Annotated in this window: 14 protein-coding genes; 8 read left to right on the forward strand and 6 right to left on the reverse strand. The window is 70.9% G+C overall.

Annotated features, from left to right (window positions below):
• Positions 1-345 precede the first annotated feature (345 nt).
• Positions 346-1,266 (reverse strand): LysR family transcriptional regulator, encoded by a 921-nt coding sequence (locus tag OG199_RS44605; RefSeq protein ID WP_331728136.1) that lies wholly within the window; start codon positions 1,264-1,266, stop codon positions 346-348.
• Positions 1,267-1,454: 188 nt separating this feature from the next.
• Here OG199_RS44605 and OG199_RS44610 point away from each other — a divergent pair, with 188 nt between their 5' ends.
• The 6 genes from OG199_RS44610 (at position 1,455) to OG199_RS44635 (ending at position 6,576) form a co-directional block, all read left to right on the forward strand.
• Positions 1,455-2,186, forward strand: coding sequence for an amino acid ABC transporter ATP-binding protein (locus tag OG199_RS44610; RefSeq protein ID WP_331728591.1), 732 nt, complete (start codon positions 1,455-1,457; stop codon positions 2,184-2,186).
• Positions 2,187-2,337: 151 nt separating this feature from the next.
• Entirely contained in the window at positions 2,338-3,300 is a 963-nt protein-coding gene (locus OG199_RS44615; RefSeq protein WP_331728140.1) for a glutamate ABC transporter substrate-binding protein, read from the forward strand.
• 5 nt (positions 3,301-3,305) lie between these two features.
• On the forward strand, positions 3,306-3,953 hold the full coding sequence (locus OG199_RS44620) for an ABC transporter permease subunit (RefSeq protein ID WP_331728142.1): 648 nt from the start codon (positions 3,306-3,308) through the stop codon (positions 3,951-3,953).
• Complete coding sequence (locus OG199_RS44625; RefSeq protein ID WP_331728145.1) at positions 3,950-4,876, forward strand: amino acid ABC transporter permease; 927 nt, start codon at positions 3,950-3,952, stop codon at positions 4,874-4,876. The genes OG199_RS44620 and OG199_RS44625 overlap by 4 nt, the downstream gene beginning before the upstream one ends.
• Before the next feature lie 175 nt (positions 4,877-5,051).
• Positions 5,052-5,804, forward strand: coding sequence for a class II glutamine amidotransferase (locus tag OG199_RS44630; protein ID WP_331728148.1), 753 nt, complete (start codon positions 5,052-5,054; stop codon positions 5,802-5,804).
• Positions 5,805-6,012: 208 nt separating this feature from the next.
• A complete protein-coding gene (locus OG199_RS44635) occupies positions 6,013-6,576 on the forward strand; it encodes a sigma-70 family RNA polymerase sigma factor (RefSeq protein WP_331728151.1) in 564 nt (187 codons plus the stop codon).
• Positions 6,577-6,772: 196 nt separating this feature from the next.
• On the opposite strand, the gene OG199_RS44640 is transcribed toward OG199_RS44635, so the two are convergent.
• The 4 genes from OG199_RS44640 to OG199_RS44655 all read right to left on the reverse strand — a co-directional run bounded on the left by OG199_RS44640 (position 6,773) and on the right by OG199_RS44655 (position 11,111).
• Complete coding sequence (locus OG199_RS44640) at positions 6,773-7,735, reverse strand: LysR family transcriptional regulator (protein WP_331728154.1); 963 nt, start codon at positions 7,733-7,735, stop codon at positions 6,773-6,775.
• Between the two features lie 1,232 nt (positions 7,736-8,967).
• Positions 8,968-9,633 (reverse strand): LuxR C-terminal-related transcriptional regulator, encoded by a 666-nt coding sequence (locus OG199_RS44645; protein WP_405834961.1) that lies wholly within the window; start codon positions 9,631-9,633, stop codon positions 8,968-8,970.
• An 888-nt stretch (positions 9,634-10,521) separates the two neighbouring features.
• On the reverse strand, positions 10,522-10,770 hold the full coding sequence (locus tag OG199_RS44650) for a hypothetical protein (RefSeq protein ID WP_331728159.1): 249 nt from the start codon (positions 10,768-10,770) through the stop codon (positions 10,522-10,524).
• A complete protein-coding gene (locus tag OG199_RS44655; protein ID WP_405834963.1) occupies positions 10,767-11,111 on the reverse strand; it encodes a transposase in 345 nt (114 codons plus the stop codon). The genes OG199_RS44650 and OG199_RS44655 overlap by 4 nt, the downstream gene beginning before the upstream one ends.
• A 104-nt stretch (positions 11,112-11,215) precedes the next feature.
• Here OG199_RS44655 and OG199_RS44660 point away from each other — a divergent pair, with 104 nt between their 5' ends.
• The gene (locus OG199_RS44660) at positions 11,216-11,764 is read left to right on the forward strand and encodes a transposase (RefSeq protein WP_405834965.1); all 549 of its coding nucleotides are present in this window, start codon (positions 11,216-11,218) and stop codon (positions 11,762-11,764) included.
• Entirely contained in the window at positions 11,652-12,086 is a 435-nt protein-coding gene (locus OG199_RS44665) for a hypothetical protein (RefSeq protein WP_405835050.1), read from the forward strand. The genes OG199_RS44660 and OG199_RS44665 overlap by 113 nt, the downstream gene beginning before the upstream one ends.
• Before the next feature lie 319 nt (positions 12,087-12,405).
• Here OG199_RS44665 and OG199_RS44670 read toward each other — a convergent pair whose 3' ends face one another.
• A complete protein-coding gene (locus OG199_RS44670; protein WP_331728167.1) occupies positions 12,406-13,272 on the reverse strand; it encodes an MBL fold metallo-hydrolase in 867 nt (288 codons plus the stop codon).
• Between the last annotated feature and the right edge of the window lie 143 nt (positions 13,273-13,415).

Consider the following 13,415-nt stretch of genomic DNA (forward strand, 5'->3'; position numbering starts at 1 on the left):
GTGTCGCGCGGTGGGTGACACGTCCGCCGACCACGGGACGGACCGGCGCCGGGGAACGGGGAGGGTGTCGCCCAGCGTCGGAAACTAGAGCAGGCATGGCCACGCCCGCGCCTTCGCACTGTGACACATGTGCTGGGAGAAACCTAACAGGTGGCTGGCATCGAAACAGCCGTCCACGTCAGGGTTTTACCAAAACCGACATGCCGAGCTCAGGTGTCCGGAGGGGGTGTGGAGACAGGTGTGTACGGGTTCCGTGGCCGGTCGTCGTGGCTCGTTCAACATAGGTGCAGCGTCTGGCACTGTGATGTCGCGTGCTCGCCGGGGCGGGGGCTTGCCCACGGCCCGTCAGGGCCCCGGTCCGCCGAAGCGTTCGCGCAGCTCACCGGCCACGGAGCGGACCTCGCGCAGCACCGTGGCGACCGCAGGCACCCTGGCCATGTCGGGCCAGAGCAAGGCATAGGTGTGCCGGAGCGGCCAACTGCGCAGCGGCCGGTGGACGACCCCGGGGGCCAGGTGCGCGTGCAAGGCCAGTTCGCTCATGAGGCTGACGCCCAGGCCGGAGGCGACCAGGGCCTGGATCGCGCTCACGTCGTCGATCGTGGCGGCGATGACCGGGCGGTACCCCAGGTTGGTGCAGGCCGCCAGGAAACGGTCCCGGAAGGACTCCATCACCCACTCCCGGGAGGCGAGGTCTGCCAGGTCGACCGTGCTGCTCGTGGCCAGCGGGTCGTCCTCGCGCATCAGCACGCACCTCCGGTCGGTCATCAACTCGGTGCGCAGCATCGCTCCTTCGCCGTCGGGCAGGTCGTCGCCATCCCAGTCGCACAGCAGACCGAGATCCGCCTCGCCCGCCCGCACCATACGCCGCGCGTCGGCAGGTTCCGCCTGGGAGACGGTCACTTGCACATGCGGGTGCGTGGTGCGCAACCGGGCGACGAGTTCGGGAACCAGCGTCACGCAGCTGCTCTGGAACGCCGCTATCCGCACCAGTCCGCCTCCACGCGCCACGACCGAGGCGACGTCCTGGTCGGCCGCGCGCAGGGTGGAGAACACGGCATCGGCGTGCCGGACCAGGACCGTGCCGATCTCGGTGAGGCGCAGCTCACGGCCGGCCTTCACCACCAGCGGCGCTCCGACCGACTGCTGCAGGCGGCGCATCTGGTAGCTGACAGCCGGCTGGGTGTACCCCAGGGAGGCGGCCGCCGCCGTGTAGGAGCCCGTACGCGCCACCTCGGTCAGCACACGAAGCTGGTGAACGTCCAACATGCAGCCACCATAAGTGACTTCAATACATGGCAGAAAACATCTTCGTTGGACACCGTGCTCATACGTCCGGTCAGAATGGAGCACTTGGCACGCACAGCACGCTTCATCCGCAGGAGTTCACGGTGATCATCACACCTCTGGCCGGCCCGGCCGTACCGCGCGGGACCAGCGCCGGCGGTGACCGGCGGATGCTGGTACGGATCCAGGGCGTGGACAAGTACTTCGGTGAGCACCAGGTGCTCCACCACGTCGACTTGGACGTCGCGGCCGGAGAGGTCGTGGCGGTGGTCGGTCCGTCCGGTTCGGGCAAGTCGACACTGTGCCGGTGCGTGAACGGCTTGGAGCGGTTCGACAGGGGCAGTGTGCTGGTCGACGGGGTGCCCCAGCCCGCCGAGGGCCGTGGACTGGCCCGCTTCCGCGCCGACACCGGCATGGTCTTCCAATCCTTCAACCTGTTCGGCCACCTCACCGTGGAGCAGAACATCACGCTGGCCCCCGTCAGGGTCCGCGGCATGTCCCGGGCCCTGGCCCGGGTCCGGGCCGCGGAACTGCTGGAGCGCGTCGGCCTGGCGGACAAGGCGCGCGCACACCCGGCCCAGCTGTCCGGCGGTCAGCAGCAGCGGGTGGCCATCGCCCGCGCCCTGGCCATGGACCCCAAGGTGTTGCTGTGCGACGAGCCCACCTCCGCGCTCGACCCCGAGATGGTGCAGGAGGTGCTCGACGTACTGGCCGCCGTGGCCGCGGACGGTACCTCCATGATCGTGGTCACGCACGAGATGGCGTTCGCCCGGGAGGTCGCCGACCGGGTGGCGTTCATGGACGGCGGCCGGCTGCTCGAGGAGGCGTCCCCCGACGCGTTCTTCACCGCACCGCGGCACCCCCGTGCCGTCGAGTTCCTCTCCAAGGTCCTCAGACGCTGACCTCCCGACCACGGGTGAACACGCGCGCGCCGCGATGGACAGCGCGCCACCCGTAGCGTGCCGCCGCCCCGCACCACACCTCCCCGCCGCGGGGCGGTGGCACGCATCCCCCACACCTGCGCCCATGCCTCGCCCACCACCGGAGTCGTTCATGCCCCTTGCACCGAGAACCCCGAAGCACATGCGCCGCCGTGGCGCAGCGGCGGCGTTCGTCGCCCTCGCCGCCACCTTCGTCTCCGCCTGCTCCGGCTCCGGGTCGGACGCCGCGAAGGTACCGGGCGCCCCGGCCGCCCCCACGGCCGGGCCAGGCGCGGACGCCATCAGCACGCTGGTGGCCAAGGAGCGGCCCGCCGCCGCGGCGTCGCTGCCCGCAGGATCGACTGCGGCGGCCATCCGCAAACGGGGCACCCTGATGGTCGGCGGCACCCAGACCGCCGCCCTGTTCTCCCTGCTCGACCCTGCCACCGGCCAGGTCCACGGCTTCGACGCGGCCCTGTCCCGGCTGCTGGCGAAGTACATCATCGGCACGCCGCGCACCGAGCTGGTCAATGTCACCGCCGCCACTCGCGAGGCGCTGCTGAAGAACCACTCCGTGGACGCCGTCTTCGCGACCTACACCATCACGCCCGAACGGGCTAAGGTGGTCAACTTCGCCGGCCCCTACTTCGAGGACGGCCTGGCCATCCAGGTCAAGAAGGGCAACGACGGCGTCAAGACGCTGAAGGACCTCGCCGGGAAGACCGTCACCACCCAGTCCGGGTCGACAGCCGCCACTGTGCTGAAGGACAAGGCCCCCTCAGCGAAGATCCAGCTGTTCGACACCAACACCGAGTGCCTGCAGGCGCTGCGGCAGGGCCGCGCCGACGCCTACGTGCTGGACCAGGGTGTGCTCGCGGGCAACGCGGTCACCAACCCCGACGTCAAGGTGCTGGCGGAGAAGTTCAGCTCGGAGCCCTACGGTATCGGCCTGCCGCTCGACAAGCCCGACTTCAAGAAGTTCGCCAACGCCTGGCTGACGAAGATCGAGGCCGACGGCACCTGGGCCGAGGTGTGGAAGCACACCATCGGCACCAAGGTACCCGGCCCGGTACCGGCACCGCCGAGGATCGGCTGACCTCCATGGGCGTCGTCACCTCGCACCTGGACGTGTTCGCCGAGGGCCTGCTGACCTCACTGCAGATCAGCGCCGCGACGTTCCTGCTGGCGGCGGCGGCCGGCTTGTTCCTGGCCTGCTGCCGTATCAGCCCGGTGGGCCCGCTGCGCTGGTTCGCGGCCGGCTACGTCACCGCGGTGCGCAGCGTACCCCTGCTCGTCCTGCTCACCCTCTTCGTCTTCGGGCTGCCGGAGGCCGGGGTCGTGTACTCGCTGCTGTGGACCGTGGTGACGGCGATGGGCGCCTACTGGGCGGCGTTCTTCTGCGAGACCGTGCGGGCCGGTGTCAGTGCCGTGCCCACCGGGCAGATCGAGGCGGCCCGCGCACTCGGGCTGACCGGCCGTCAGGTCCTGTCGTCCGTGATCCTCCCGCAGGCGTTGCGGTCCGTGCTCCAGCCGCTCGCCTCGCTGCTGATCGCCGTGATCCTCAACTCCTCGCTCGCGGCGGCCGTCGGCGTCACCGACGAACTGACCGGACAGACGGTGCTGCTCGACCAGCGCTACGCGCAGCCCCTGGTCACCTTCGCGGCCGCCGCCGCCTGCTACGCGGTGCTGACCGGGACGGTCGGCCGCCTGGCCGCCGTGCTCGACGGACGTCTGGCGGTGCGGCGATGACCACCGCACCGTCGCAGCCGCGCGCCCGCAAGCCCGGTCCGGCCGGACCGCCCAGCGAGACCCCCGGCCGGCGGGCACGTCGGCCGCGGCCCGGGCAGGGTGAGGCCGAGCACCTCAGGCTCTTCGACGTTCCCGGTCCGCGCACCCGGCGGCGCATCGCCTGGGCCACCGCGGCCTCGGTGACGCTGCTAACGGTCCTTCTGGGCGCGGCGGCACGGCAGTTCGCCGTGCACGGACAGCTCGACGCCGACAAGTGGCGGCTGTTCACGCAGTGGCCGGTCGTCCGATACCTGCTGCTCAGCCTGTGGGCCACGGTGCGGGTCGCCCTCGTCGCCGGGGTCCTGGCCCTGCCCATCGGGGCGGTGCTCGCGCTGGCCAGGGTGTCCGGCAGCGGTCTGCTGCACCGGCCGGCCGGCTGGTACGTGGAGGTCATGCGCGCCGTTCCGCTGCTGCTGCTGATCTACGCCTTCCTGCTCGGCCTGCCGGACATCGGCGTCCGGATGCCGCTCTTCTGGCAGTTGGTCTGTCCGATCGTGCTCACCAACGCGGCCGTGTTCGCCGAGATCTTCCGTGCTGGCATACGGGCACTGCCGGGCGGCCAGCACGAGGCCGCCCAGGCGCTCGGCCTCACGCACGGGCAGGCGATGCGACTGGTGGTGCTGCCCCAGGCGGTACGGCTGACCTCACCCGCCCTGGTGGGCCAGCTGGTCCGCCTGTTGAAGGACAGCACGCTCGGTTACGTGGTCAGCTATCTCGAACTGCTCAACTCCGCCAAGGTACTGGGCGAGTACAACCACACGATCGTCCAGAGCTATCTGGTGGTCGCCCTGGTCTTCGTGGCGGTCAACACCGCGCTGGCGATTGCCGCGGACGCGCTTCGGCGCCGCGTCGGCGCAACCGCCGTGACGCCCGGAAGACGCTGACGCTCCCGGTCCCCACCGCATGACGGGCATCACGCAGGCCGGGGCGGGCATGCCGTCCCGCCCCCTCCCGTGCCCCGGTGCGGCTCCCGGCGCCACTTGAACCGCCCTTGCGGCGAGCGGTGCCCGGGGGCTCCCGCGCCCCCTTCCCCGGCAAGCCTCGACGAAGGACTATGACGTGTGCCGACTGCTCGGCGTGGTCGCCCGGCGACCCGCAGCTCTCACCGACCTCCTCACTCCCGATCTCGATCCCTTCCTCGCCCTCGCCACCGAGCACGCCGACGGCTGGGGCGTGGCCCGGCGTACGGCGGACGGGTCCGTCGGCATCATCAAGGACCCGCGCCCCGCCGGGCAGGACGCCCGCCTGCGCCCGTTGCTCGACACCACGGTCACCGACGCGGCGCTCCTACACCTGCGCATGGCCACTCCCGGATCCGGCGTCACACTCGCCAACACCCATCCGTTCGGCGACTACCGCAGCGCCTTCGCGCACAACGGCGACTTCTTCCCGGTCAACGCGCTGGACGACGTAGTCGTCCCCGCACTGCCGGAGGCCGCCGAGGGCGACACCGACAGTGAGCGCTTCCATCTGGCCATCCGCCGCAGGACGGACGACGGCATGGATCCGGTCAAGGCGGTGCTCCAGGCCGCCGACGACATTAGGGCGCATGCCGAACGCTCCGCCAGCCTCAACTGCCTGCTGCTCACCCCGAACGCGCTGCTGGCCTACGCCGAGCACGACCCCGACTCCGAGGTGATCGCCCGTCGCGGCGCCGACTATTTCCATCTCCGCTACCGCAAGACCGCTGACGCCGTCGTCGTCGCCTCGACCGGGTGGCCGCAGCCCGCTCCCCACTGGCAGCGCGTTCCCGAACGGGGTCTGCTGGAGCTGGTGCCCGGAACGCTGGAGACCAGGGTGCACCGGCGCTGAGCGTCCGGTGACGGCGCTGCCCCGGCCGAGCTCCTGAGGACCCCTCTTCCGCCCGGACCGAGCGCGCACCCGGTCCGACACCCGCGCCGCCGGCGTCGCGGGGACCCGACAGCGGACGGCTCCCGTCAGCCGTCCTGCCGGCTGCGCAGCGGCCCCGAGACGGTCAACTTCTGACCCGCCTGCCGCTCCCACGAAGGAGAAGACGAGCATGAAGATGAACCCGGCTCCGAAGGCGTCGCCTTCGTCCCCACCCCCCGCTCAACAGCTCTACGTACAGGGTCTGATGGCGCAGTACCGAACTGCTCTGGTGGCCTACGCCGAGCGTCTGCTGCTGGACCGCCACCTGGCCGAGGACATCGTGCAGGAGGCCTTCATCCGGGCGTGGCACCATGCGGACAAGCTGCGCACGGGTGACGGTTCCGTGCGTAACTGGCTGCTTAAGGTGACGCGCAACCTGGTCATCGACCGCGCGCGCAGTGCGGCTGTCCGGTACGAGAGCGCCGTGGAGGAGTTACGGGACCTCCCGGAACCCGACCACACCGACGAGGTGCTGGCGTCCCAGGAGGTCCTCATGCTGCTGCGGGGCCTGTCCAGCGAACACCGTGAAGTGCTCGTCCACGTGTGTCTCTACGGCTTCACGGTGCGTGAGACGGCCCGTCGACTGGGGATCCCGCAGGGTACGGTGAAATCACGTCAGCACTACGCCCTGAACACCCTGCGGCGCCGTGTCGGCCTGCTGCCCGCCCATCGGGTGGAGGTCGCGACGGGTTGAGCAATGCCCGTAGGCCCCGGCGGACGCCGTCCCCGCCGATGCGTGCATGTCCCTCCCCGTGGGGTCGTGGTGGCCCGCCCACCTCACTGGATACACGAGAAGGGCCGACGAACGGTTCACACCCGCGAGGCACCGACGGGAGCAACGGTGCCGCCGTCAGCAGGTGCACACCCCGCCCCGGCCGGGGCGGGGGCTGTCAGCCATCGGTCGACGACAGGACCGGGGACCAGATGTCCGGGCGGGTGCGCGTCAAGTGCGTGGCGGCGGACCGGCAGGCCGCGACGAAAGCGGAGACGGCCGCCGATTGGTCCGCCTGCCGCCACATGACGCTCATCCGTACGGACAGCTCCGGCAGGCGCACGAAAGCCAGCCGGGACGAGACGTCCAGGCCCTGGGACGCCGGCACAACCGAGCTGCCCAGCCCAGCGGCCACCAGGGCCAGAGCGGCGGTCGGCGCGGTGGGCACCGGATTGAGTTCCGTACCGGCCGCGTTCGCCCTGGCGCTCAGGACGGACCAACAGTACTGCCGCTCCCGCACCGGGAAGAGCAACGGATCCTCCGCAAGCGCCGACCAGGGCATCAGGGTGTCGCACGCCAACGGGTGACCGGCGTCGACCACGCCCATCACCGGCTCCTCTACCAGCGGTTCGGCCGCCAGACCGGCCAGCGGAGGCTGACCCCAGGTGAGTACCGCGTCCACCCGGTGCTGCACCAGGGCTCCGGCCTGTTCCTCGTCGCCCAGGTCCAGGACGGCGACCCGGGCGTGTCCCCGGGCGACCCGGAACCGGAGGATCGCTTCCGCGAGCAGCCCGCCCGCGGCGCTCGGCAGCGGGGCCGCGACGGTCAGGGCCGACCGGGCCGTGCTCGCGTAGGTGCGAGCGGTCCACAGCAGACGGCTCTGCTGTGCCAGCATGTTCTCGGCGTCCGGAAGGACGAGACGACCGGCCTCGGTCAGCGTCGCACCGTGGGCGGCGCGGTGGAACAGCTGCACGCCCAGGGCGCGTTCGAGCTGCTGCACGTGCCGGCTCAGCGAGGGCTGCCCCATGGAGAGAAGGGCTGCGGCCCGCCCGAAGTGACGTTCCTGCGCCACCGCCAGGAAGGCCCGCAGCCAGCGCGGGTTTACGTCCAGGCCCGGTCGTGGGTCACCGGCGGCGGTCATCCGCGCCGCGTCCGGACAGCTGTCGGCGTGCCTGCGAAGCTCGGGCGTCCAACCCGGTCACGGAAACAACGGCTGACGGCGCCCGCGGGCGCCCCGCTCGCGCCGTGACTGTCGTGCGGCCGCACCGACGAGATCGGCTGCACCCGCGAGGGCGATGCTGGCATGTACGGATCCTTACGTGTGTGTCGTCAGGGCGTGTGTCGCCTGTGTGTCGCCAGGACGTTGAGTTGCCGGGACGGGACGGGTGACCGGGGCCAGTGGCCGTGCGGAGGGGATGGCTGGCGAAGCCCTTCGGTCACCTTCTCGACCGGGCTGGGCACGGAATGACCAGATGCTGGGCGGACGCACGGCAGCGGCGGTCGGCTTCCTGGACGAGGCAAGGATCGGCGACCGGCCGGGCCAGGTCGATGACGTCGCCGTCGACACGCAGGGTACGGGATCCCAGGGTGCGGCAGATCCTGCGCATCCGGTGGTTGGACGACTCGGTAACCACGAGGACGGTGTGCAAACCCAGGTGCTGCCTGGTCCAGGGCATACCGCACAAGGGCCGTCCCCAGCCCCAGGTTCTGCCAGGCGTCCTCTACCAGGATGTCGAGTTCACCCACGCCTGCCGTGTCCGTGAGCAGCAGACGGGACACCGGACGGGGCGTCCCGGGCGCGGGTGACCCGACTCAGGCCGCGACCGGCGTCGATGAGAGCGGCCCACTCGGCGAAGGTCAGACCGCGCCGGGCGCTCTGGTAGCGGCTGTAGGGCGACTGCGGACTGGAGCGCGCGTGCATCGCGTTGACGAGCTCATGGTCGTCCAGTGTGGCGGCACGGGTGGTGGTCCGCGCACCACCACGCGTCGTGATCGTGTGGCAGCCGGCAGGGGAGACGGGGCAGCCGGTGCGGGAGCCGACACGTGGGTGGCTCCTGTCGTTCGTTGCACCCTGTTGGCAGCGGCCTGCGCTACGCTGCGGAGCGTACACGCGGATGCCGGGGTGATTGGGGTGGGCAAAGGGGGAGTCGGTCGCCCGACACGGAAACCGCAGGCACCTGAGCGTGCGCTCCCGCCGTCGGGTGCCGCCAGACGGCGGGCACGGTGGGATTTCCGGCCCGCTGGGCGGGGACGTCCATTCGCCCCAGCCTAGCGGTTGCGGGACACACGTGTTTCCCGGGAGATCATGGTCATCCATCGTTTCCTTCCGGGGCGCGGGCGGTCCACTCGGCGGGCCGGGCCGTTCCACCTGGCCTACAGTTGCCCGCTGCGGATGGCCCAGGCTACCGCCTGGGTGCGATTGCGCAGGTTCCGCCGCGTGATCATCTCGTGCAGGATGTTCTTGATGGTCCGCTCGGAGTAGTTCAGGTGTGCCGCGACCTCCGCCGTGCTCAGTCCTTCGGCCACCAACTGCAGCACGTTCACTTCCCGCGGGGTCAGCTCGGGAGCGCGTGAGCGCTGCGATTCCAGGACCTGGAGTCTGTTGAGCACGGTGCGAATCATGGAGGCGGGCATAGGGGACCGTCCGAGCACGGCGTCCCGGGCGGCCGCCACCAGGTCGGCGAAGCGGATCTCCGCGCGGAGCAGCACCCCGACCACCCCGAGTGAGACGGAGTGGACCAGGTGCCGCTCGCTGACCGCGTCCGCGACGAGCAGGACGGGTAGCCGACGGCCGCCCGGGCTGCCGTCGGCCTCCTCTATGACGCGCAGGGTGTCCGCGGTGACCTCGTGTGCCAGGACCAGGCCGATTTGCGCTTCCTGCCGCTCGGCCCAGGGCAACACACGCACACCTTCCATGGCGTTCAGACACACCTGGGCGCCCTCCTCCGTGAGCGCGTCACTGGCCGCCAGCGTGAGGGTGACGGGGAGTGCCCGGGTCGGCGGACCGCTCTCTCGGGTTCCGGAGGGCGCTGCGAGCACGGTGGCTTCCGATGTCAGGCGGGGCCATCCGCCCGGGAGGATGGCCGCTGATTCCGGGGCCTGCGCGAAGTAGCCCTGCATGAGCCATCACCGAGTTCCTGCTGTGCGCCGTCGAAGCCTCACCGGAGCAGTCCGCGGACGCACGGCGGGGAAGTGTGGTACGGAGGGAGGCCGCTCGCCGGGCGACCGGGAAGCCGGTCCGAGGTCTGCCCGCGCGCAAGGACCTGAGCCGGCCGCGCAGCAGGATACCGCGTGTGCCGCAACGGGCGGCCTCCACCGGTTCGGTGGGGCTTGGCGGGTGGGGTGAGCATGTCAGTGCCTTCTGCCGCTGGTCGGTCGGGTGGAGGTGACGGGTACTCGTCCTCGGTGCCCTCGGAAAGATGCTTCGCGGGCGTGGGTCACGAGGCCGCAGCACGGGCCTGCGCATCGGGACGGCACAAGGCTATGCGCCGCCGAGGTCCGCGCCATCCGTCAATCGACATAACCGGCGACGGAAGATCGAAGCCGGTGGAAGCGCCTGTCCTCGGTCGCCCCACCCCGGCCTGTGGCGACCCTCGCTCCTCCGGGGCTGCGGGGGGCGTGCAGCAGCAGATCCCTTCGCCGTGTGCCGCCTCCCGCATCCGGCGGGGTGCCCCGTGTGCGGCCACCGCTCGGCCGCCCGCGGGCCCGCTGCCGACGTCCGGGGTGACCGCTTCGCAGTCGTAAGACGGATTCGACGCGCATGACATGCCCGGCGTGATCGGCGGGCCGGGAGCCGCGACACGGAAAGCGACCGCGACCCGGGTCCCGCGCCACCGCACGTCCATGCCGGCTCAGTGCCGTACGCCCCGGGCAGGGCCGCCCATCCGGGCACCGGGCGTTTTCCTCACGTCACCGAGCAGAGAAGGGTTACTGGATCGCCGACTGGGCGTCACCGAGAGCGGTCACTCGCGGGGAGCCGTAGGCGCCGCCGGACTCGCCGTGGATCTCGAGGATCTCCTCGGCCAGGATCCGGTCCTTGTGCTGCCGGGCGGCCCGGGCCTCGGCGCCGGCGAGCCACTTGTAGTAGCTGGACCGGTTCACGTCCAGGACGTGGCAGAGCCGCTTCACCTCGTAGGTGTCCCGGTGGTCGTCGACGAACTGGAAGCGGCTGATCACCAGTTCGTCTCTCCGGCGAAATACTTGGCCGCCTTGCGGAGGATGTCCCGCTCGGTGGCGAGCTTGCGCTCACTTGCCTCGAGCTCGGCCACCCGGGCCTCCAACTGCCGGATCCGCTCGTCCGGAGCGTCGGACGGCACTGCCGCCCCCGGTTGGACGGCCGGCTTTGCAGCCGTGGCGGTGACACCGCGGCGTTCGCGGTCCCGCAGCACCCACTCGCGCAGGGTGGCCCGGTTGATGCCCAGGTCGGCGGCGATGCTCTTGTAGGTCGCCCCGGGTGTGGACTCGTACCGGGCCACGGCATCGGCCTTGAACTCGTCCGAGTAGTCCTTCATCGCCATCGGCGGTCTTCTCGCTTCCTCCGGATCAAGCAGATCCAGTATCAGCGTGTCCACCACTCAGGGGGAGGCCCCATCAACTGAGCAGGTTTGCCCCAACCCTGAGCATGGGGTGGGGATTTTCAAATATCGCCATCACCCACCCGGCCACTGCGCCGCATGACGGCGGGGTGCTGGTCATCGACGATTCCGGGGACCGCAAGGACGGCAGCGCGACGGCGCATGTGGGCAAGCAGTATCTCGGCTCGGTCGGGAAGATCGACCGTGGTGTGGTCACGGTGACCACCTGCTGGGCCGACGAACGCCTCTGCTACCCAGTGCATGCCGTGCCCTACACCCCCGCCCACCACTTCCCCGGCGGGAAGAATGACCCGGCCTGTTGCACCAAGCTGCAGATCGGGGCCGCTCTGGCCCGCGCGGCGAAGACAGTGTGCGTGGTGTTCCGGGCGGTCGTGGCGGACTGCGCCTACGGCGACCACAACACCTTCCGCGCTGAACTGTCCGACGCCCGCCTGCCGTTCGTGATGGCCCTCAAACGCGGCCATGGCACCTGGGTACAAGGACGCCTTCCGGCCCGTCGATGCCGCCCGCGAACTGGCCTGGCACGGCCCCGAACAGAGCGGCGACTGGCAGCTGGTGACCCGCAACTTCCGTGACGGACGCACTGCGACCTGGTGGGCCGCCGACGCCCAGCTGGGCTGGTGGGGACCGGAGGGCGTGATCCGGCTCGTGGGGGCCACTACCGACCCGGCCACCCTGCCCGAGACGTCCACCCGGTACGTGGCCACCAACTTGCCCCGGCCCGGATCACCCCGCGAGCAGCGCAGCCGGCACCGGGCCGCCGACCTCACCGGGGTGGTACGGCTCTACGGGCTGCGGCACTGGGTCGAGCAGAGCTACAAGCAGGTCAAGGACGAACTCGGCTGGGCCGACTTCCAGGTCCGATACCGCGATCCGCCGCCACCAGGCCCTCCGTGAACTGCGCGTTCATTTTCTGCTGGAACACCTGGTTCGCGCCGGACCCACCCCGGTCCGCTCCGGTCGGCTCACCACCCGAGTCTGGCGCACCGTCAGGACCGGCAGAGAGGGGGAGAACCTGGGTCCCAGCAGCCCCGACCGGCCTGCTGGCCCCAAGCCATCCGGGCCGTCCGTGGCTGGCTGACGCCCCGGGCCATGCTGCAACGCTACTGGCGGGCCTGGACGGCGAAGCCCCCGCCCCCAGCACTCCAAGAACTGATCAACACCGTCGTCACCGGCAGACCCCTGAACCTCTGCATCCTGGTCTAACAAACCACCGCTAGCGTGAGCCGTCCGCTGCCTTGGCCGGGTACTGGGAGGTGGCCGAGACGTACAGCGTGTACGGGTTGCCCCGTTCACCGTGCGCCGCCGTCATCGTCCTGATCACGTCGGCGGCATTGTCACCGGCCTCCACCGCAGCGTCGAAGTCGGTGAGGTAGCGGCGGGAGGCCGCGATGATCCCGGCGACGTCTGTCTCGTCGACACCGGGGTGCTGGTGCCCCGCGACCAGCCGCCGGGGACGCAGGTCCTCCACGGTGGCCAGGGCGCGCTGCCAGCGGCTGCGCGCAGCCCGGTCCGTCTGCGCGAGCCACATGTGGATCCCGTTGTAGGCAACGTCGCCGCCCACCACCGCGTCCAGGTCCGGCACATGCACCACACTGGAGGGGTCGGTGTCACTCTGACCCACCCGCACCGGCCTCAGCTCGTGGCCGTCGATGTCGATCACGTCGTCGGCCAGGGGGCGGGGAGCCACCCGCCGGTCCGGCAGGCTCCCGGGGAAGAGAGACTCCCAGTACGCCAGGTAGGGGCCGCTCAGCTGCTCCTCGGCGAGGGGCACTACCTCGGGGAGCGCCACGGCCACCGCGTCGGGGAAGGCGTCGAGGACGACGGACAGCCCCAGGAAGTGGTCCGCGTGGCCGTGGGTGACGTAAACCGTGGTCAGGACCTTGCCTGTGGCCCGGATCCAGTTGGTCAGGTCGTGTGCCTCCTTGGCCGTGATGAGCGCGTCGACGAGCGCGGCCTCGCGCGGCCCGTGCACGAGTGTCGCCGTGCTGGCGGGCCAGGTGGCCCGCTGCCGGGTATCCCAGCCCGGCACCGTGGTGGCGATGGGCTTGTAGTCGCTGGTGAAGACGTCGATCGACAGCATCCGCGCTGCTCCGTTCACGTGGGCGGACCGTGGCCGGGCGGTCCGCCGATGCGACCGGCCCGGTGCGAACGCCGGCCCCGCCACCCGGCACAGCCCCCGAGGGGTCCGCGCCGCGGTGGCGGATTCCAGTGCGTCCGGTGCCA

It is taken from the genome of Streptomyces sp. NBC_01176, from assembly GCF_045039825.1.
In the GTDB taxonomy this organism is placed as follows: Bacteria; Actinomycetota; Actinomycetes; order Streptomycetales; family Streptomycetaceae; genus Streptomyces.

Bases quoted from the DNA above. Each gene is read 5' to 3' on its own strand.
- OG199_RS44625 (WP_331728145.1), top strand. From the start codon at position 3,950: ATGACCACCGCACCGTCGCAGCCGCGCGCCCGCAAGCCCGGTCCGGCC.
- OG199_RS44615 (WP_331728140.1), top strand. From the start codon at position 2,338: ATGCCCCTTGCACCGAGAACCCCGAAGCACATGCGCCGCCGTGGCGCA.
- OG199_RS44665 (WP_405835050.1), top strand. From the start codon at position 11,652: ATGGCACCTGGGTACAAGGACGCCTTCCGGCCCGTCGATGCCGCCCGC.
- OG199_RS44660 (WP_405834965.1), top strand. From the start codon at position 11,216: ATGGGGTGGGGATTTTCAAATATCGCCATCACCCACCCGGCCACTGCG.
- OG199_RS44635 (WP_331728151.1), top strand. From the start codon at position 6,013: ATGAAGATGAACCCGGCTCCGAAGGCGTCGCCTTCGTCCCCACCCCCC.
- OG199_RS44655 (WP_405834963.1), bottom strand. From the start codon at position 11,111: ATGGCGATGAAGGACTACTCGGACGAGTTCAAGGCCGATGCCGTGGCC.
- OG199_RS44620 (WP_331728142.1), top strand. From the start codon at position 3,306: ATGGGCGTCGTCACCTCGCACCTGGACGTGTTCGCCGAGGGCCTGCTG.
- OG199_RS44605 (WP_331728136.1), bottom strand. From the start codon at position 1,266: ATGTTGGACGTTCACCAGCTTCGTGTGCTGACCGAGGTGGCGCGTACG.
- OG199_RS44670 (WP_331728167.1), bottom strand. From the start codon at position 13,272: ATGCTGTCGATCGACGTCTTCACCAGCGACTACAAGCCCATCGCCACC.
- OG199_RS44640 (WP_331728154.1), bottom strand. From the start codon at position 7,735: ATGACCGCCGCCGGTGACCCACGACCGGGCCTGGACGTAAACCCGCGC.
- OG199_RS44610 (WP_331728591.1), top strand. From the start codon at position 1,455: ATGCTGGTACGGATCCAGGGCGTGGACAAGTACTTCGGTGAGCACCAG.